Annotated in this window: 13 protein-coding genes and 6 pseudogenes; 12 read left to right on the top strand and 7 right to left on the bottom strand. The window is 68.4% G+C overall.

The features are described 5' to 3' along the window. Positions 1 to 210 precede the first annotated feature (210 nt). From IH54_RS0109780 to IH54_RS46700, 3 genes and pseudogenes are all read right to left on the bottom strand, one after another. Positions 211 to 960, bottom strand: a complete 750-nt coding sequence (locus IH54_RS0109780; RefSeq protein WP_031514949.1) for an SDR family NAD(P)-dependent oxidoreductase — start codon at positions 958 to 960, stop codon at positions 211 to 213. A gap of 77 nt (positions 961 to 1,037) precedes the next feature. Next, entirely contained in the window at positions 1,038 to 1,241 is a 204-nt protein-coding gene (locus IH54_RS46695) for a hypothetical protein (protein WP_234343434.1), read from the bottom strand. Positions 1,242 to 1,354: 113 nt separating this feature from the next. Continuing rightward, positions 1,355 to 1,903 (bottom strand): annotated as a pseudogene (locus IH54_RS46700) (SDR family NAD(P)-dependent oxidoreductase); the annotation flags it as partial. Positions 1,904 to 2,053: 150 nt separating this feature from the next. On the opposite strand from IH54_RS46700, the gene IH54_RS0109790 reads away from it, so the two are divergent. Next, positions 2,054 to 2,524, top strand: a complete 471-nt coding sequence (locus IH54_RS0109790; RefSeq protein WP_031514950.1) for a MarR family winged helix-turn-helix transcriptional regulator — start codon at positions 2,054 to 2,056, stop codon at positions 2,522 to 2,524. A 582-nt stretch (positions 2,525 to 3,106) separates the two neighbouring features. Here the strand turns inward: IH54_RS0109790 and IH54_RS0109800 are convergent. Both IH54_RS0109800 and IH54_RS39545 read right to left on the bottom strand, forming a co-directional pair. Further along, positions 3,107 to 4,219, bottom strand: a complete 1,113-nt coding sequence (locus IH54_RS0109800; protein WP_043180390.1) for a DNA alkylation repair protein — start codon at positions 4,217 to 4,219, stop codon at positions 3,107 to 3,109. Between the two features lie 60 nt (positions 4,220 to 4,279). Next, positions 4,280 to 4,801, bottom strand: a complete 522-nt coding sequence (locus IH54_RS39545) for a winged helix-turn-helix transcriptional regulator (RefSeq protein ID WP_031514953.1) — start codon at positions 4,799 to 4,801, stop codon at positions 4,280 to 4,282. A gap of 110 nt (positions 4,802 to 4,911) precedes the next feature. On the opposite strand from IH54_RS39545, the pseudogene IH54_RS39550 reads away from it, so the two are divergent. The 4 genes and pseudogenes from IH54_RS39550 to IH54_RS48075 form a co-directional block, all read left to right on the top strand. Next, a pseudogene (locus tag IH54_RS39550) lies at positions 4,912 to 5,576 on the top strand (oxidoreductase). 22 nt (positions 5,577 to 5,598) lie between these two features. Continuing rightward, positions 5,599 to 5,958, top strand: a complete 360-nt coding sequence (locus IH54_RS0109815; protein ID WP_031514954.1) for a nuclear transport factor 2 family protein — start codon at positions 5,599 to 5,601, stop codon at positions 5,956 to 5,958. 1,266 nt (positions 5,959 to 7,224) lie between these two features. Next, the gene (locus IH54_RS0109820) at positions 7,225 to 7,740 is read left to right on the top strand and encodes a MarR family winged helix-turn-helix transcriptional regulator (RefSeq protein ID WP_063762276.1); all 516 of its coding nucleotides are present in this window, start codon (positions 7,225 to 7,227) and stop codon (positions 7,738 to 7,740) included. A gap of 291 nt (positions 7,741 to 8,031) precedes the next feature. Next, positions 8,032 to 8,202: pseudogene (locus tag IH54_RS48075) on the top strand (IS256 family transposase); the annotation flags it as partial. Positions 8,203 to 8,238: 36 nt separating this feature from the next. On the opposite strand, the pseudogene IH54_RS39555 reads toward IH54_RS48075, so the two are convergent. Further along, positions 8,239 to 8,981: pseudogene (locus tag IH54_RS39555) on the bottom strand (ISAzo13-like element transposase-related protein); the annotation flags it as partial. A gap of 638 nt (positions 8,982 to 9,619) precedes the next feature. Between IH54_RS39555 and IH54_RS0109830 the strand changes: the two are divergent. The 5 genes and pseudogenes from IH54_RS0109830 to IH54_RS48080 all read left to right on the top strand — a co-directional run. Continuing rightward, positions 9,620 to 10,738, top strand: a complete 1,119-nt coding sequence (locus tag IH54_RS0109830; protein WP_031514956.1) for an NAD(P)-dependent alcohol dehydrogenase — start codon at positions 9,620 to 9,622, stop codon at positions 10,736 to 10,738. A gap of 20 nt (positions 10,739 to 10,758) precedes the next feature. Then, complete coding sequence (locus tag IH54_RS0109835) at positions 10,759 to 11,823, top strand: MBL fold metallo-hydrolase (protein WP_078862068.1); 1,065 nt, start codon at positions 10,759 to 10,761, stop codon at positions 11,821 to 11,823. A gap of 99 nt (positions 11,824 to 11,922) precedes the next feature. Then, positions 11,923 to 13,338: an aldehyde dehydrogenase family protein gene (locus tag IH54_RS0109840; RefSeq protein WP_031514958.1), complete on the top strand. Its 1,416-nt coding sequence runs from the start codon at positions 11,923 to 11,925 to the stop codon at positions 13,336 to 13,338. 184 nt (positions 13,339 to 13,522) lie between these two features. Then, positions 13,523 to 14,920, top strand: a complete 1,398-nt coding sequence (locus tag IH54_RS0109845) for an MFS transporter (RefSeq protein ID WP_031514959.1) — start codon at positions 13,523 to 13,525, stop codon at positions 14,918 to 14,920. A gap of 15 nt (positions 14,921 to 14,935) precedes the next feature. Beyond that, positions 14,936 to 15,274: pseudogene (locus IH54_RS48080) on the top strand (winged helix-turn-helix transcriptional regulator); the annotation flags it as partial. Positions 15,275 to 15,389: 115 nt separating this feature from the next. Here the strand turns inward: IH54_RS48080 and IH54_RS0109850 are convergent. Beyond that, positions 15,390 to 16,832 (bottom strand): MFS transporter, encoded by a 1,443-nt coding sequence (locus IH54_RS0109850; RefSeq protein ID WP_031514960.1) that lies wholly within the window; start codon positions 16,830 to 16,832, stop codon positions 15,390 to 15,392. 228 nt (positions 16,833 to 17,060) lie between these two features. Between IH54_RS0109850 and IH54_RS0109855 the strand changes: the two genes are divergently transcribed. Further along, on the top strand, positions 17,061 to 17,765 hold the full coding sequence (locus IH54_RS0109855) for a TetR/AcrR family transcriptional regulator (protein ID WP_031514961.1): 705 nt from the start codon (positions 17,061 to 17,063) through the stop codon (positions 17,763 to 17,765). Positions 17,766 to 18,423: 658 nt separating this feature from the next. Further along, positions 18,424 to 18,784: pseudogene (locus IH54_RS46705) on the top strand (transposase family protein); the annotation flags it as partial. Positions 18,785 to 19,221: the final 437 nt, after the last annotated feature.

The following is a 19,221-nucleotide window of genomic DNA, read 5'->3' on the forward strand; positions in this document are numbered from 1 at the left end:
TCCTGGTTCTGGTGGTTCTCGTGTTCTCGCGGCGGGGCACGGGCTACTGAGGCCCGGTGCCGCGCCGGTTCGGGATGTGGACGTGCAAGAGGTGCGCCCGCGGGCTCGGGGGATGGCAAGGGGTCGCCCGAGGGCGCCGAGCCGGCACCGCCTGCTCAGATGGCAGGCTCGAGCAGACGGTGCGGCTGATCGGGGTGCCTGCGGGGCCTGTCAGTCCGGCAGGCCCTGGTAGTTGGCCGCGCCAGCGCTCTGACCGCCGTCGCCGGCCACTTCGGTCCCGGTGACGAACCGGGAGTCGTCGCCGGCGAAGAACAGGACGATGCCGGCGATGTCGTCCGGTTCACCGACCCGCCCGAGGGCGATGCTGTCGGTGTCGAACGGGATGCCCTGGGTCATGGGGGTGTGGATCTGGCCCGGGTGCACCGCGTTGACCCGGATGCCGTACGCGCCCAGTTCCAGGGCGGCCGCCTTGGTCAGTCCGCGCACGCCCCATTTGGAGACGACGTATCCGGACATCCCCGGCAGTCCCTGGAGGCCGCCGACGGAACCCATGTTGACGATCGAGCCGCCGCCGGCGCGCTTCATCGCCGGGACGACGGCCTGGATGCCGTTGAAGACACCGATCAGGTTCACGTCCAGGACGCGCTGCACCCGCGCCGTGTCCCATTCCTCCAGCGGAGCCGTATCGGCTATGCCCGCGTTGTTGACGAGGATGTCCACGGACCCGAAGCGTTCCTCCGCGCGCCGGACGACGTCGGCCCACTGCTGCTCCGACCGTACGTCGAGTCGTTCGACGACGACGGACGGTCCGACCTCCTTCGCCAGGACCTGCGCGGCCTCCATGCTCACGTCGGCGATGACCACGTTGGCGCCCTCGGCGGCGAGCCGACGGACCGTAGCGGCCCCCATCCCCATCGCACCGCCCGTGACCAGTGCTGTCTTGTTCTCCACTCGCCCCATTGCGAGCTCCTTTCCATCCCGTCGTGCGGGGTGTCCGTCGGTACGCCGGCTGCATCCGGCCGGCAGGGTGATAGGGCTCAGGTCTCGAAATCGGTGCTGCGGCTGACGGATGTCCAGAGGGCGCGCTCCTTCTCCGTCTCCTCGGCCACGGCGGTGAGGCGGTCCAGCGCGTCGTTGCCGAGCGCCAGCCGCAGCGGGGTGTTGTCGGCGGCCAGAGCGGCCAGGAGGACGGAGGCGATCTTCGCCGGGTCGCCCTTCTGCTGACCCGTGACTTCCTCCACGTGGCACGCAGCTCGCCCACGGTGCCCTCGTAGTCGGCGATGTGCTCGGATTCGCTCATCGCGGCTCCGGCGCAGCAGGTGCGCATCGCACCCGGCTGGGCGATCAGCACCTTGATGCCCAGCGGAGCGACCTCCTGGGCCGGGGCGACCGAGAGACCTTCCAGACCGAACTTGCCGGCGGAGTAGGCCGACATGCCGGGGACGGAGGTCTGCCCGGCCAGGCTGCTGACCTGGATGATGGCGCCGCTGCGCCGCTGCGCCGCTGCGCCGCTGCGCCGCTTGCGCATGTGCGGCAGGACCGCCCGGGTCAGCGCGACCGGGCCGAAGAGGTGCAGCTCCATCAGGGACCGCAGCTGCTCCTCGGTGGTCTCCTCAACCGCGCCGATGTGGCCCCGGCCCGCGGCGTTGACGAGAACGTCGATCCGCCCGTACCGGGCGATCACCTCGCCGACGACCTCATCGATCCGCGCCGAGTCGGTCACGTCCAGTTCCTGCGGCAGGGTCCGGTCCGGGTAGGCCGCGACGAGTTCCTGCGCCCCCTGAGTGCGGCGGTCCGCCAGCACGACGGTGTCACCGTCGCCGAGTGCGGCCCTGGCAATCTCGCGGCCGAGCCCCGAGGCTGCGCCGGTAACAAGCCAGGTCCGTCCCATGACATGCTCCATTCCTCGTGCGTTGTGGGTGACACATCACCCCTCCGAGATGGATGATGCATCACCCTTATTTGGAAAGCAAGCTCCACTTTTAGGAGTGTGGCGCACGCGACGCCGACGTCTCGAAGGGAGACGAGTCACCGAGGTTGGTAACCTGGCCGGGTGAGCGAGTTTCGGCAGTTGAACGAACGCGAGCGGCGCGCGTGGTGGGGGTTCCTCACCATGCAGGAGGACCTCCGCCGGCACATGAACCGGCAGTTGCTGCGCGACACCGGCCTGTCACTGACGGACTACGCCATCCTCAGCGGTCTGTCCCTGCAACCCGGCGGCTCCCTGCGCATGTTCGAGCTGCGGGAACTCCTGCGATGGGAGAAGACCCGCGTTACCCACCAGGTCTCACGGATGATCTCGCGCGGGCTCGTCGAGCGCCGTGCCTGCGCCGAGGACATCCGCGGCAGTCACGTAGCACTCACCGAGGACGGGCGCGAGGTCATCGCCAAGGCCATCCCCCTGCACATCGACTACGTGCGCCGCGTCTTCCTCGACTTCGCCAGCCCCCGGCAGCTCGACGCCCTGGCGGACCTGTCGGAAGCCGTGCTCGGCAACCTGGAGGAGGAAGCCTCCGCCGACTGACACGCGACCACGCATCAGCCAGCGTGACCGCCCCGCGATCAGTCGGATCGTCAGCGAGCTCTCCACCCGGCGCCCAGGGAGGACCGGCGTCCTGAACTGGTCGCGGCGATGGCGGTACGCCATGATGCGGTCCTACTCGGTCGGCATGATCACCGGCGGGTCCGCCAGCACGTGCTGAAGGCCCCGGCAGCGCATGGACCGAAACGCGCCCCCCTGCTCTGCGAAGCGGAGCCGCCCGGCCACGCGGAGTCGAAGCACCGCAGCCCGTACCTGCTCGGCCGCTACAGCTTCCGCGCCTCCACCGGCCGACGGCACGCTGCGGTCCTTGGGATCCGGACGCTCCAGACCTGGACGAGGACGACGACGGAGGCGAGGAGTGAGCAGTCTGCGGACGTCGGTCTCATCGCTCCGATCGTGGATGACCCGCTCAGCCATGTACCGCCCCTGACAGCCGGTCACCTCGTCGAGGACGACGGATCCGCGTAGCAGCGGACAGGACGGCGTTCCCGGTCCGATTCGGGCAGGCCGCGGGTCTGCGGGTCCTGCCCCCTGATGGACGCGGGGACTATCCAGACGCGGAGACTATTCAGCAAAGACGAGATTGAAGGACACCTTGTCGTAGGGGTGTCCGTTGACCTGGAGCTGGATGGCATGGGTGCCGGGGTAGTAGCGGCGTGTGCTGATGGTGCGGAAGGCGTGGCTGCGCCCCAGTTCGGTCGTCTCGCCGGGGGACAGGGCGCGCTTGGCGAGTTTGAAGACCTTGGGGGTCTGTTTGCCGTTGGCCTTCAGATGGTGGACGACGTAGTCGATGGCCAGGGTGACCGGCTTGTCCGAGATGTTGGTGATGCGGGCGGTGAAGTCGACTGTGCCGCCCAGGGGGATGCCGGTTCGCTCCAAGAGGGGGCCTTCCACCGTGAGATCGGTGCGGTCGCCATGGAAGCCGACCAGTTCCAGCGCGGTGGGGTTGCCCTGTTTCACGAGGGTGCGCATGGCGTGGCGGATCAGCGCGGGGCTGGTCGGTGCGGCGCCGCTCGCCCAGCGGGCAGCCTGGGCGGTGGCGAGATCGGGGTCGAGGCGGGAGATGTCGTTGAGGTGGTTGGCGACCGAGCGGCGCACGGTGTCGGAGGTGTCGGTGTGCAGCCGGTCCAGCAGAGAGAGGGTGGCGGCGGGGTTGCGGGTCAGCTCGGGGACCTGGCGGGCCCAGGGCAGTTTGGGGCGGGTGCCTTCGCTGGCCAGCCGGCGCACCGCGGCGTCGGGGGAGGCGGTCCAGGCTGCTGCGGCGGCCAGCGTTCTGGACAGGTCGGCGTTGAGGAAGGTTCGCAGCGCGAATTCTGCGGTGAGACGGGGGGTGAGCTGGGCGAGGAGGTCGAGTCCGTCGTCGAAGTCCGCGTCGGAGGAGGATGCGGTGGCAGCGGAGGCGACGGCCTCGGTGAGCGGCCAGACCATCCAGCCGGTGAGGTCGTCGCTGGTGAGGGTCGCGCGCGTCGCGTGGGCGAGGTGGGTGTAGTTGTGGCCGGTGTCGGCCAGGAGGGCCTCGCCGACCGCACGGGCCCGCTGGCTGAGGGAGAGCGGGCCGAGGGTGGCCGCGCTGCCGGCCACGGTGCGCCAGCGGGAGGCGGTGGGGGACGTGCTGCGCAGGACGGCCGTCAGACCGCGGATGGTGTCGGGGCTGATCAGTTCGTCGGCGGTGGGCACGGATCCTCCGGGGAAGGGCGGGTCGAGCGGGTGCGGCTCGCCGGCGGGGTGGCGTGTGCGTCAGCTGGTGCGGGCGGGTTCGTCAGCGGTGGTCTCGCCGCTGCGGGGGTAGCGGGCCCGCATGGCGGGGCCGGCGGCGGGGCCGGCGGCGAACACGTAGGCATGGCTGTCGTCGAGGCGGCGGCCCGTTGTGGCATCGACGACCACGGGTTCGACCTCTTCGCCGCTTGTGGTGTCGATCAGGATCATGCTGCGCTGCTCGGGGGTGAGGCGGGAGTTGCCCCACGCCGCCAACGTGATGATCACGGGGCGCAGGGAGCGTCCCAGGTCGGTCAGGACGTACTCGTTGCGGACGGGATTGGTCTGGTAGGGACGGCGCTCCAGCAGGCCGTCCGCGACCAGCGTCTTGAGGCGCGCGGTGAGCATGCTGGTGGAGATGCCGAGGTTCTCCTGGAACTGATCGAAGCGCGTGTACCCGTCGAAGGCGTCATGGAGGAGCAGCAGCGTCCACCATTCGCCGACGTGCTGCACGGTCGTGGACAGCGGGCATTCGAAGTCTTCCGCCCTGATCCGGCTTGCCAAGTTGACCACCTCCGCAGAGTTACTGCTAAAGTCGAAGCTACTGGCTTCTATTTTAGCAGTAACGACGGGTGCGCCCCCTCCCGAGCCCGCACCCGGGAACGGAACACGTCATGGCCACCCCCCTCGGCGAAACCGGCGACTCCCTTAAGGGCCGACGCGCCCTGGTCACCGGCGGCACGAAAGGCGCCGGTGCGGCCGTCACCCGGCACCTGTCACAGGCCGGCGCCACCGTGCTGGTCACCGCGCGCAGCCACCCGGACGGCATAGCCGCCTCGGACATCATCACCGCGGACCTGGCCGCTCCATCGAGCTCAAACTCAGCCTCCTCGCCGCCGTCCGCCTGGACCGCGGCCTGCTGCCCGCCATGACCGAAGCCGGACGTGGCGCCATCGTGCACGTCTCCTCGATCCAGCTCCGCATGCCGCTAAGGGACGGCACCCTCGCCTACGCCGCCGCCAAAGCCGCACTGACCACCTACAGCAAGGGCCTGGCCAACGAGGTCGCCCCGCTCGGCATCCGCGTCAACTCCGTCAGCCCCGGTCTCGTCCAGACCACCGCCGCCGACCAGTTCGTCGCCCGCATCGCGCAGAACGCCGGCACCACTCACGAAGCGGCACTGAAGCAGCTCATGGACTCCCTCGGCGGAATCCCGCTGGGCCGTCCCGCCCGCCCCGAGGAAGTTGCCGAATTCGTCGCCTTCCTCGTCTCCAACCGCGCCTCCGGCATCGTCGGCGCCGAGCACGTCCTCGACGGCGGCACCATCCCTACCCTCTAATCCCCCATCCCTAGGAGCCCTCATGTCGACCGACCAGCCCCAGACCATCGCTCCCGAGGCCCTACCCGAGGCCATCACCGGCTTTCTGAAGGCCCACCGCGTCCACGACGCCGCCACGGCACTCAGCTTCCTCCGCCCGGACGCCACCGTGACCGACGAGGGCAAGACCCATCAGGGAGCCACGGCGATCGAAGCCTGGATGACCCGCTCTGCCGGCGAGTACACGTACACGATCGAACTCATCGGCGCGCAGAAGGCCGATGCGGACCACTACGTCACCACCCACCGCGTGGAGGGCGACTTCCCGGGCGGTGTGGTCGACCTCCACTTCCGCTTCAGTCTCGGCGACGGCCTCATCGAGGACCTGCGGATCGAGCCCTGACCCACGCAAAGCGAAGCCGGCGACCTCGCGGGGCTGGGCGGCATCCATGCGGACACCGCCCAGCCGCTCTCTACCGCTGTACCGATGTTCCCCGTGTCACGGTCGTGGCCGACCAGGGCGGTGCGCCGGCGGTAAAAGGGAACAGGTAACCGCAGGCGCCTCGGTGTCAGCGCGCCCCCGCCCCCGAGTTCGGTCACCGGTTTCGATCGCCACGTCGGCCCCGCCCTTCAGGTGCTGCCGCAGTGAATGCGTACACCTCGCCCGCGACGCTCAAAGAGCCCACCGCAGGTGGCGATGATCACGGTAGGGGCTCTGCCGCAGCAGACCTGGATGTACCGCGACGAAGGGAGTCGCCGGTGAGTCACACGCCACCTGAGCGCGAGGGTTGGTTGCGAGCTCGCAGGTGGCCTGACAACAGACCGGCTCGGACAATCCTTGGCCATCGTCGTTATGTTGCATGCCAGTTCCGCAGAGCCGGGGGCTCGTTTCCGGGGGTTTCCCCCAAGGCCGGGAAGTTAACGAACTTGCAGGTCGTGCAAGGGCGTTGAAGGATCTATGACGTGAAGCAACGGAGCTCGTTGGTACAAGCAGTCGACCAAGACAGCTTGTACCTGAGGACCGGTTCCCCCGCCCGCCGTCACCGGACCAGCGCCCGCAAGGTCAAGTCCCCAATGTCCCGCTACAGCGAGCGACGCGACGACGGACGTCCCGACCGGAGCCGCACCATCACCGACCTCGGCGTCATCGTCCTCACTCCAGGTCCCGAACAGCCGCCCCTGCCCACAGCCTCCCGCGACGACCGGCACTCCGTCCCAGCTCAGCGCCGTCGGCACCGCATTCTCGCCCTCCTCCAGGACGATCCGACCCGCCTGTGGAGAGTCGCAGAGATCGCCGCCCGCTTCGGCGACATCCGGCTGGACACGATGTATCGGCAACTCTCCAGATGGGCCGACAGCGGACTCATCCACAAGATCGGACCTTCCTCGGCCCGCGATGCCGGTCGTCACGGCCAGCGGCGTCGGGCCGCCGCCCGACGGGGAGGGGCGGTCAGACGAAACGGGGTGCGATCCCACGCGAGGCGAGCAGGTGGTCGCCATGGACGATAGCCTTTGCAAAATCGTCTGCTAGGCAGACTATACTTTGCTGGATGCAACGTAAGTGGCACATCCATGCCCAGTCGCTCACCACGGCTGACCGAGCGTGTCGGAGGGCTTCATGACAATGAAGGAAAGCGACGGCCAAGCGGAGACGCCGACCGTGCAGCCAATGCTCGAGGACGACTTCGGCTTCGCCTTCGGGGTGGTCTTCCGGGCCTACGCAAGGTGCATCGAAGCGACGGTCGCGGACCTTCCCGGAGGTCTTCGCGGCTACTTCATCCTGGCTGCCGCCGTCCGCGGCGAGGCCTGCAGTCAAAGGTTCATCGCCCATCGAATGGGCATGGACCGGACCATGATGACCTACCTGCTGGACGACATGGAGGAAGCGGGCCTGGTCGAGCGCAAGCCGGACCCCGCGGACCGCAGAAGCCGGCAGATCATCTCCACGGACACCGGCGAGGAGGTGTATGAAGCCCTGCACACGAAGGTCCTCCAGATCGACCAGGTACTTCTCTCCGAGCTGCCCGAGGAGTCGCGGGCAGCCTTCCGTGAAACGCTGTACGCCGTCGCACGCCGAGTGACCCTGATCGAGGAGACGAACCCCGGAGAACTGGGGGCGGAGCTGACCGACACCAAGAAGCCGGCGCGTGCCACCCGGCGCAGGCAGGCGCGCCCCAACATCTGACCGGTCACGACGGAACAGCGTCCCAGGGCCGTCGGCGCACCGGCCCGGGCCGCCCGACCGTGACGGCCCAACGGCGACGAGGCGACGACGCGACGACGCGACGACCACAGTGTGGCGGCCTGGGTACGGATCGTGCCGCCATCGCGGCGAGCGCCGCGCCGCCGCCCGTCACCTTCCCCCGCCGATCGTGTCCCACCACATGGTGTTGCAGCGATCTCCGCGTAGCCCCTGGTCAAAGTCGGCCATCGCGCACCTCTCCCAGTAGCGGTGCTCGTTGAGAGAGGTGACACGATGGCCTTGTCCCAGCATGACTTGCTCCGGCTGATGGAGTCACTGCGTACGGCGGACGGAATCGAGTTGATCAGGGTCCTGGCCCGGCGGATCCTGCAGGACCTCATCGTGGCCGAGGCCACCGTCCATATTGGCGCGGTGCCCGGCGAGCACGCCGATACCCGTACGACCTAGCGCAACGGTCACCGCGACAAGGTGCTGACCACGCACCGCGATGGCCAGGTTGGTCTCGGCGGCCAGCGCGGCCAGCGCGCTCTTCCAGACCCGGTAGCGGTAGCTGTTGGAGCCGCCCGCGTCCGCGGTGATCAGCAGCCGGGTCGCGGTCGGGTAGTCCAGCCGGCCGCGCATGCGCCACCAGCGGCGGATGGACTCCACCGCGAACACCGAGGTGTCGTGGTCGATGCCGACGTTCACCCAGTCGGTGTTCCGTGCCAGATCGTAGATCCCGTACGGAATGGCGTGCTCCACATCCGGGCCGGAGAAGAAGAAGTGGCGGTCTTCGACCTGGACCGGCTCGCCCTCGGCCTGGAACGCCTTGACCTGCTGGTTGATGTGGCGGAACTGGTAGTCGCGGTCCGGGTGCTGCTTACCCTCCAGCGTCTTGGCATTCACCTGCAGGCTGAAGCCCTGGGCCTTCAGAGGCCGGCCCACCGTCGGCGCCGAGACCGCATATCCCTGCCGGGCCAGCTCCTCGGCGAGGTTCCGCAGCGACTGTGTCGTCCACCGCAGCGGCGAGGTCGGATCACCCCGCTCGTCCGGCTCCACCAACGCCAACAACGCCGCCACCAGCTCTGGCTCCCGCTCCTCCGCCCGCTTGCGACCCCCACCCGCAACCCTGGCCCGGCCGCCGGGCAGCGGCGCGGCTCCGGCTGCAGCTCCGCGACCCCACGCCGCACCGTGGTCTCGCTCATCCCGGCCGCCCGCGCAACGACACGCACCCCGCCCCGGCCGGGGTCGCCCACTCCGGCCCAGCCCTGTACGACGGTCCGCCGACCGAGTCGGCGGACCGAGTTTCGTTGCCCATCCTTGTGGCTGCACCTCCTGCAGCCGGCATACATGAAGGGCTGAAGCCCGGGGTTCCTTGCAAGAACGCGCTGAATGGGGATATCCCTCCCCGCACGCGCCAGGGACTTCACCCGCACTTCACCCTGGTGCGCCACGCCCCTCCGGCAGCGATGGGTGCCACATCCGTTCGATCACACCGGGGAGGTGGGGCGCCATGGGGTACTGCGGACAAGTGAACCTTCACCTGCCTCCGTCCCACCCTCACCCCGATCGAGCCGCAGATGTAGCCGACACGCCCGTCCTGTCGTCTGCGAGCCGGGCCCACCAGCCGTTCCACCCGCAGGAAGTCAGGCTTGCCCCCCAACGCCCCGGCCAGGCAGAACCCCGTCGCAGTGACGGCGGTCAAACGCCGATCAGAGCCGTTGTGCACCAGCCGACCAGTATGTATGCTGCTTAGCAGACGATCTAAGAGAAACACATTCTTGGACGGAGACCTTCTGTTGGACCGCCCGCTCTGGCGGGCCGAGCCGAAGGCCGGTCCCCAGAAACGGCTGTGATCCTCCGCAGGAGAAAGGGAGTTCCCATGCGCATACGCGCAGCAGTAGCCGAGGCGGCCGACGAACCGCTCGTCATCACTGAGCTCGAGCTGGACGAGCCGCGGGACGACGAGATCCTGGTCAAGATCGTGGCCACGGGTGTCTGCCAGACCGACGCCCACGTCATGCACGGCCGCGCACCGGCTCCGCTCCCGATGGTGCTGGGCCACGAAGGCGCCGGCATCGTCGAGCGGGTCGGGAAGGCAGTCACTTCGGTGCAGCCCGGCGACCACGTCGTCCTGTCGTACCAGTCGTGCGGCGAGTGCGCCCAGTGCCTGAGCGGGCATCCCGCGTACTGCGACAAGGCGGTGGCAGCCAACTTCGCAGGTGCGAGGACCGACGGCACCCGTGGTGCGCACCGCGTCGACGGCACGGACCGTGAGCTCAACAGCCACTTCTTCGGCCAGTCCTCCATGGCCACCTACGCCCTGACCACCTCGCGCAACACGGTCAAGGTGGACAAGGACGTGCCCCTGGAGACGCTGGCTCCGCTCGGTTGCGGCGTGCAGACGGGCGCCGGAGCCGTGCTGAACTCGTTCGACGTCCCGGCCGGCGGAACCGTCGCGGTCTTCGGTGTCGGAGCCGTCGGCTTCGGCGCCCTGATGGCGGCCCGCGTGGCGGGAGCGACGACGATTGTCGCGGTCGACGTCCACGCCGGCCGTCTCGCCCTCGCGGAGGAGCTGGGCGCCACCCACACCCTGAACGTCCTGGAGACGGACGACGTCGCCGCGGCGATCAGGGAGATCACCGGCGGAGGCATCCAGTACGTCCTGGACACCACCGGCCGCGCCGACATGCTCCGGCACGCCGTCGCCGCCCTGGCGCCCCTGGGGCAGGTCGGCCTGGTGGCCGGCGCAGCCCCGGACGCCGCGGTGCCGCCGGCCGAGATCGCGCTCGGCAAGTCGGTCCAGGGAATCGTCCAGGGCGACGCCGTCCCGCAGCTCTTCATCCCCAAGCTCGTCGAGCTGTACCGGTCCGGTCGCTTCCCCGTCGACAGACTGATCCGGTTCTACGACCTCGACGACGTCAACACCGCCTTCGCCGACGCGGCCAGCGGTGACGTCATCAAGCCGGTCCTGCGCCTCGCAGCCACCGACCAGAACTGAAACAGGAAGGCAACAACATCATGAGCAGCAAGTACGGCGACTTCTACACGACCAAGTGGGGCTTCCCCAAGGCTCTGCCGGAGGAGCACTACCCCTCTCCCGCGCACTTCATGCCGGAATACCTGAAGGACCCGGCGTTCTACGAGAAGGGCTACCACGTCGAGAATCTCGGCGACGGCGGCAACTTCTACTGGGTCACCAGCCCGGCAGGCTACGAGGCCGGCTTCGTGGTGACCGGCGCCGGCGTCGTTGTGATCGACGCTCCTCCCGGCCTCGGCGAGAACCTGCCGGCGGCGATCCGCTCCATCACCAACGAGCCGGTCACCCACCTGATCTACAGCCACTGGCACTCCGACCACATCGGTTCCGCCTCCCAGTTCGGCCCCGACGTCAAGATCGTCGGGCACGAGATCACCCGTGAGCTGCTGGCCCGCTTCCCCGACAAGCAGCGGCCGCTGCCCACCGAGACCTTCAAGACGGACGCGACCCTCGAGGTCGGCGGCGTCAAGCTGGAGCTCTCCCACAAGGGCGCGGACCACACGCCGGACAACATCTACATCTACGCCCCGGACCAGAAGGTCCTCACCAAGATCGACATCATCAGCCCCGGCTCGGTGACGTTCATGCACGCCGACGTGTCGGAGAACATCAGCGGCTTCTACCAGGCCCACGACGACATCCTCAGCTACGACTTCAAGGCCCTCATCGGCGGGCACATCTCCCGCTGGGGCACCCGCGAGGACGTGGAGATCGTCCGGGAGTACTGGCACGACCTGCTCAAGTACTCCGAGGAGGCACTCTGGGAGATGAGCAGCGCCGAGGCTCTCCAGGGCTTCCTCGCCGGCATGGGCCGCGAGCACCAGACGGTGGGCGGTGAGAACTGGCTCAACTCGATCGCCAACTACGCGACCGAGAAGACGCTCACCAAGAAGACCTCCAACGGTCAGATCTGGCCCGAGCGGCTGGCCGGCGCCACCGTCAACACCAAGTACCACGCCTGGACCGTCGCGGAGAGCATCCGCCTGGAGCGGACCCACCACGGCTACCAGACCGAGGGCAACGGCGGCCCGGCGTATATCGCCTGACCTTTCATCAGCCTCGGCCGGGGAACGCGCGGCCCACAAGGCCCCGCGTTCCCCGGCGAGCCGGTTCGACACACCTTTCCGCTGAAGAGGATGAGAGACATGCGAAAGATCAACCAGATATACGTCGACGGCAAGTTCGTGACTCCGCACGGGACCGAGCTCTTCTCCCTCTTCAATCCCGCGACCGAGGGGATCATCGGTGAGGTGCGCTTGGCCGACGAGGTTGACGTGCACACGGCCGTCGCCGCCGCCAAGCGGGCCTTCAGTACCTGGTCGAAGACGGGCAAGGACGAGCGCATCGCCGTGCTGAACCGTCTGAGCGCCTCCTTCACCGAGCGTCTGGACGACTTCAAGGAAGCCATGGTCGAGGAGTACGGCGCGGTGCGCGGCATCGTCGACGAACTCCTCCCCTTGGCACCGGTGATGTTCACCGAGGCCGCGAAGCTCCTCCAGTCGTACGATTTCAGCCGCGAACAGGGCTCCAGCACCGTCATGATGAATCCGGTCGGCGTCGCCGCGGTCATCACGCCCTGGAACCTGAACATCGTGTTCGTCGCGCAGAAGGTCGCCTACGCGCTCGCCGCCGGCACCACGGTCGTCGTCAAGCCGAGCGAGCTCAGCGCCTCGCAGACCCAGGTCGTCATGGAGGCGCTCGACGCCGCCGACGTGCCGCCGGGCGTGGTCAACATCGTGACCGGCCGCGGCGACGTCATCGGCGATGTCATCACCTCCCACCCGGACGTGGCCAAGGTCAGCTTCACCGGCTCGACCCCCGTCGGCTCACGCATCATGCGCAACGCGGCCGACACCTTCAAGCGCCTGACGTTCGAGCTCGGCGGCAAGGGCCCCACCATCCTGCTCGACGACGCCGACCTGTCCGCGGCGATCCCCATGGCACTCGCCTCCGGATTCCTCAACAACGGGCAGACCTGCTTCTCCGGCACGCGCATCCTCGCGCCGCGCCACAGGCTCGACGAGGTCCTCCAGGCCATCGAGGCCACGATGCCGGGCTTCCGGGCCGGTGACCCGCGCGACCCGGAGACGGGTGTCGGACCGGTCGTCAGCCAGGCCCAGTACGACCGCGTCCAGAGCTACATCCGGCTCGGTCTCGAGGAGGGCGCACAGATCCTGGTGGGCGGCGAAGGCCGGCCCGAGGGCCTGGAGAAGGGCTGGTACGTCCAGCCCACGGTCTTCACCGGAGTCACCAACCAGATGCGGATCGCCCGCGAGGAGATCTTCGGCCCGGTCCTCGTCGTCATCCCCTTCGAGGACGACGACGACGCGGTGAGCATCGCCAACGACAGCCCGTACGGCCTGCAGGCCCAGGTGTTCTCCACCGACACCGAGCGCGCCCGCCGCGTCGCCGTTCAGGTGGAGGCCGGCGCCGTCCTCGTCAACCGCATCTTCAACGACCTCGAGGCCCCGTTCGGCGGCATCAAGCTCTCCGGCATCGGCCGCGAACAGAACGTGTCCAGTCTCGAGGCCTACCTGGAGCCCCGCACCATCACCGCCTGACCGATTGTTCGCCCGCGTCCGGCCGGGTTCCGGATTTCCGGGACCCGGCCGGACGCGTGTGTACCACAGCCGTGCACACCACCGCGCACCACCACCGCGCGGCACCCTCTCACTTCTTCTCCTCACGCTCGGTCCCGGCGTGGGCGAGGACACGCTCACGCCCGGGACGAGAAAGGCACTTTTCATGTCCCGCCCAGCTCGGCAACCCGCCTCGCGCCCGAACGTGATCCTGGCCATCGTCCTGTTCAGCACCTTCGCCTACTCGCTGCTGCAGTCCTTGATCAACCCAGTCCTGCCGCAGCTCCAGGCGGAACTGCACACCACGCAGTCCATGATCACTTGGGTCGTCACCGCGTTCCTGTTGTCGGCGGCCGTCTTCACTCCCATCCTGGGGCGGCTGGGCGACCGGTACGGGAAGGACCGGATCCTCGTCCTGGCGCTCGTCGCACTCGCCGTGGGTTCGCTGGTCTCGGCACTGGCCACCGACATCTCCGCGATGATCGTCGGGCGTGCGATCCAGGGAATCGGCGGCAGCGTGATACCCCTGGTCTTCGGCATCATCCGTGACGAGCTGCCGCGCGAACGCGTGCCCGGGGCCGTCGGTCTGGCCTCGGCCCTGATCGCCGTGGGCGGCGGCGTGGGCCTGCTCCTGTCCGGTCCCCTCGTCGACTGGTTCGGCCTGCGCGCCCTCTTCTGGATCCCCCTCGTGGCCATTGTCGGCGCCGCGGTGGCCGCGAAGATCGTGGTCCCGCCGTCGCCGTCACGGATCGACGGGCCGATCAGCTGGCTTTCGGCCGCCCTGATGGCCGGCGGCCTGCTCGCCCTGCTGGTGCCGCTCACACAGGGCGCGAAGTGGGGGTGGGGCTCGGGCAAGGTGATCGGCACCCTGATCGCCGCTGCCCTCCTCCTCGCGACCTGGGTCCGGTCGGAGAACCGCTCGGCCAGCCCTCTGGTCGACATGCGCATGATGCGCATCCCCGCGGTGTGGACCGGCAACCTGGTCTCGATGCTGATCGGAATGGGGCTCTTCGCGGTCTTCGGCTTCCTGCCCGCCTTCCTGCAGAGCCCCTCGGCGGGCGGCTACGGCTTCGACGCGAGTCCCACCGAGGCCGGACTCTTCCTCATGCCCATGACGATAACGATGTTCTTCGCCGGACTGCTGGCCGTTCGGATCACGCGCCGGGTCGGCGCGCGCGCCGTGCTGAGCGCCTCAGCCGTGCTGATAACGGCCTCCCTGGCGTTGCTCGCCTTCCTGCACCAGGAGGCGTGCCAGGTTGTGGTCTCGATGGCCCTGCTCGGCCTCGGCTTCGGATGCGCGGTCTCCACGCTGTCGAACGTGATCGTGGAGGCCGTGCCGCCCGAGCAGACGGGCATCGCCAACGGGGTCAACGCCAACGTCCGCACGATCGGCGGCGCCATCGGCGCGGCCCTCATGGGCGGCATCATCAGCACGCAGCTCGCAGCCACCGGGCTGCCGACCGACGACGGCTACACCTACGGCTTCGGCGCCCTCACGCTGGCCGCCATCGGCGCCGTGCTCGCCTCGCTCCTCATCCCCAAGGCGCACCCCGCCACCGCATAGCACCGCGTACCGGACATCGTCCCTCAGCACCGAAGATGCGAGTCACATGCCGCACCCGGGCCGGACGGCGCCGGCCGGACACCACCCCACAAGGGGTCCTGTTCCTCCTCCGGCACCGTCCTCGAACTTCTCAACCGCCGTTGGACCGAGCCGATCCTCACCGCCGCACGCCGGGGCACGACCCGCTTCCGCGACTACCGCGCCACCGTCCACGGCATCTCTGACCGGCTGCCGGCCCTGCGGCTGAAGGAACTCGAAGCCGCGGGACCCATGGAACGGGCCGTCCTGCCCACCACGCCGGTGCAGGTCCACTACCGGCTCACCCCGGACGCCACGGCACTCGTCGACTCCCTCCACGCACTGGCACGCCGACAGCTGCGTCAATCCGCCTCCGGCACCACCACCGGTACAGCCGGCATCGGCACACCGCTCCAGTCGGGGTGCCGATGCTGCTCGTTTGGTCCGGTGGCTACTGGGCGGGCGCAATGGTGTGCTTGCGAAACGCCGCAGGCAGGGTCAGCAGGAGGACGGCGGCTACGGCGATCAGAGGCACCAGGAGGGCGGCGTGGTAGCCGCGCAGCGCCCCCGCGGCAGAGTCGTGAGAGGCGGCTGCCTGATTGACGGCGGTGGCGATCGCGACCAGCAGTGCGGTCCCGAACTGGGCCGAGGTCTGGAACAGTCCGCTGGCCACGCCCTGCTGGTCGGGCTCGACGTCGGTCGTGGCGGTGATGCTGAGCGTGCTGAAGCACAGCGCGAACGCGATACCGATCAAAGCGAAGGTGGGGAACAGCGCGGGCCAGTAGCCCGAGTGCACGCCGATGGGCAGGAAGAGAAGGTAGGCGACGACGGTCAGGAGGAGGCCGAAGGCGAGAACGCGCTGAACGCCGAACCGGCCGATGTACTTCTCCAGCCGCGGAGCGATGAACACTCCCAGGACGCCGCAAGGCCAGAACGCTCCCGCGGTTGCCAGCGCGGACCAGCCGCGCGTCTCCTGCATGTACAGGGTGGCCATGAACTGGGCGGCGGCCCAGCCGCCGACAAACGCCATTACGCCGAGATTGGCACGCACCCGAGGCCAGGACTTCAGCAGGCTCAGGGGCAGGTGCGGGGAATGATGGCGCTGCTCGATCCGGACGAACACAGCGAGCAGGACAGCCACACCGACCAAAGAGAGGATGGTGCGGGCCGAGGCCCAGCCAACGCCTGGTGCTTCGGTGAGGGTGAAAACGAACAGCAGCATGGCGATCGTCACCGCGGCGGCACCGGGTATGTCCATCTTCTGGCGGCGCCCGCCCGCCCGTGAATCTGCCGGGATCAGGCGAGGGGCAGCGAGCAGGATCAGCCCGGAAACGATGGTCGGCATGAAGAAGACCCATCGCCAACCGACCTCGCTGAGCAGGCCACCGGAGATCAGGCCGAAGGTGAAGCCGGCCGCGCCCGTCGAGGAGTAGATCGCGAGTGCCCGGTTACGGATCGGTCCTTCTGGAAAGCTCCCGAGGATGATCGCCAGGCCTGCCGGGGCAGTGAAGCCGGCGGCGATGCCCTTCAGGAAGCGACTCGCAATCAGCATCTCCCCGCCCGTGGCTACCCCACCGAGGGCGGACATGAAGAAGAAGCCGAGGAGGGCGATGAGGAACACCTTCCGACGTCCCAGAAGGTCCGCGGCGCGTCCGCCCAGTAGGAGGAACCCGCCGAAACCGAGGACGTAGCCCGAGACCACCCACTGCAACTGGCTGAGCGACATGTCAAGGGCGTGCTGAATCGTGGGCAGCGCCACCGCGACCATCGAGGTGTCCAGCGCGTCCAGGAAGAACGCGGCACACAAGACGGCGAGGAGAGTCGCCGCGCGGCCGCCAAGCTTGGCGGCCTGGGGGCTGGCGCCCGCCACTGTTGATTGATCAGTAGTACTCACGAAGCCGAATGTATCATCGCTACGTTTTGAGTCAAGTGATCGCTATATATTTTTGTAGCGTCGCTACCCTTCGGAGGTGCGGGAGCACGCTCACCAGGCATGTATGGCGACAACAGCCGCTTGCGGCAGGGGTACGAACAACCATCAGCGGCTGAGATCATCCCGGTTCTTCGGTCGTGGCAGCAGTAGGGGTGGTAGTAGCGTCGCTATAGCGCGTAATGTAGCCGTATGCCAAGCACACCTGTCCGTGACCGACTGCTCCTCGCTGGCGCCCGGCTCCTTGAGGCCTCCGACGGAGGCGACGTCTCCACTCGTGCCATCTGCGAACTGGCCGGTGTCCAGGCGCCGACGCTGTACCACCACTTCGGCAGCAAGCAGGGTCTGCTTGATGCCGTCGTCAGTCATGGGTTCCGCAGCTTCCTCACCACCCAGGACGATCACCGGGACGGCAGCGACCCCATCCAGCAGATCCGAGAGGGCTGGGACCGGCACATCCAGTTCGGCCTCGAGCACCCGACGTTCTACGCCTACATCTACGCCCGTGTGGGCCAGGGAACCCGCTGCGGCGTGGTGACTGATGTGGAAGCCATGCTGCTCAAGGCGCTGAAGCCGGCGGCTCAGCAGGGGCTGTTGGCGATTGAGCCGTCGGACGCAGCAGCCGAGATCCTCGCGGCCAGCAGCGGCGTCATCATGTCACTGATCACGGACCCGGAGCATGGCACCGACCTGCGCATGTCCGCCCATATGCGCGACGCGGTCCTGAGCGCCATCACCGCCAACAACGACGCTCACGACGAGCCGGCCAGCGCAGCCACCGCGGTGGCGTCTGCCGCGATCTCCCTCTCCTCTGTACTTGATCACGCCCCGGACGTACTCAGCCCGACCGAAATGGCCTTGCTGCGGGACTGGCTCATGCGCCTGGCCGCTCGATGAGACGGCGTTACCGGGCCGCCGCGGAGGCCTGGCAGACCCTCGCCGAACTCACTGCCCAAGGCCGGGAGATGCCTCGTTGCACACGGCGCCCGAACTGGCGGTCACAGCGTTCACGGAAAACCGGACCGCAACCACGCACACGTGGTGGTCGTGGGCGGGCCACTCACGACGACCCTGCGCGGGCTGGTGATCGACGAGGTCACCGAGGTGCTGCCCGCACCGACCGTCACTACCGGCCTGAGCTGGTCACAGTTCAGCCGGTACCGTCCTGAGGGCACCGCGGGCGGGTCCACCATCGCCCTGGACGACGCACACGGCCCGATCGAGCGCATCGTCGAGCGAGAGGCGATCCTGACACCCGCCGACCCGTTGCACACCCCATGGGTCGCTGCCGTGCACGCCGGCCGCGCGATGCGCCGCCACCTCACCGCTCACGGCCTCGGCACGGTCGCGGACGCACTGCTGGCCCAGCCCGAGTTGCGCTTCCACCCGGTGACGCCCGACGACGCAGTCCTCGGCGAGGACGAGCGCCGCTACAGCAGGCTGTTGTCCGACAAGGTCCTCGACAGTGCCATGGTGCTCATGCTCGTCAAGGGGGGTGGCCCTCCAGCAGCAGCAACACAGGGAGCGGACTTCGGGCGACTGGCGCAGGCATTGCAGGCCTGGCAACAGCCGAGCAGGCTTCTCCCACAAGCGCCGCCGCCTTGGGTGAACGTGCAGGTCGTCACCGACTCGGACGGCTGGCTGCAGTGGTGTGGATCTCGTCGGCCCTGCCGGGCCGCGCTCACGACCTGACCGCCGCCCGCACCCACGGCATCATTCGGATCTGCGAACGCCAAGGCGTCCCGGTCGTTGCCGACCGTGCCTACATAGGCGCAGGCCCCTGGGCCGTCACCGCCATTCGACCATCATCAGGCGGCCAACTATCCCTGAACGAGTAGACGCTGAACCGCGCGCTCGCCCACAACCGTGCCCCTGCCGAACAAGGCGTCGCCCGTCTGACGTCCTGGCGGATCTTCGGGTCTGTAAAACGAGCGGCCCTGTCTCACATCCGGTGGTGACGGATCGTAAGGAGGGATGGTCTCCAGTCGCAGAGAGTGCAGTTAGTGCTCTGACCTCGGTGTTTCATGGGGTGGACGGCCCTGCGGTGGGATGCCGGCCTGGACACGTCGTGCTCGAATCGGCCGCCTGCGTAGCCGCCGCCGATTCCTGGGGACGACTGCCCGGCGCACGGACCTGCGACTTCGCGGCCGTTGGGCCTACCCCATCGCCATCACCACCGTCCGTCACCACCGGATGTGAGACAGGGCCGAACGTTTTACAGTCCCCAGCTCCGTCACGATCAGCACCGCTTCGTCGGTGAGATGTCGGAGATCCCACGACGCCAGTGTGTCGGTTACCAGGGTCCGCGCGGCGAGGGCCGACTCCGGGATCCGCTTCAGGGATCTGGCGCACG

Source organism: Streptomyces sp. NRRL F-5123 (genome assembly GCF_000721495.1).
Lineage (GTDB): Bacteria > Actinomycetota > Actinomycetes > Streptomycetales > Streptomycetaceae > Actinacidiphila.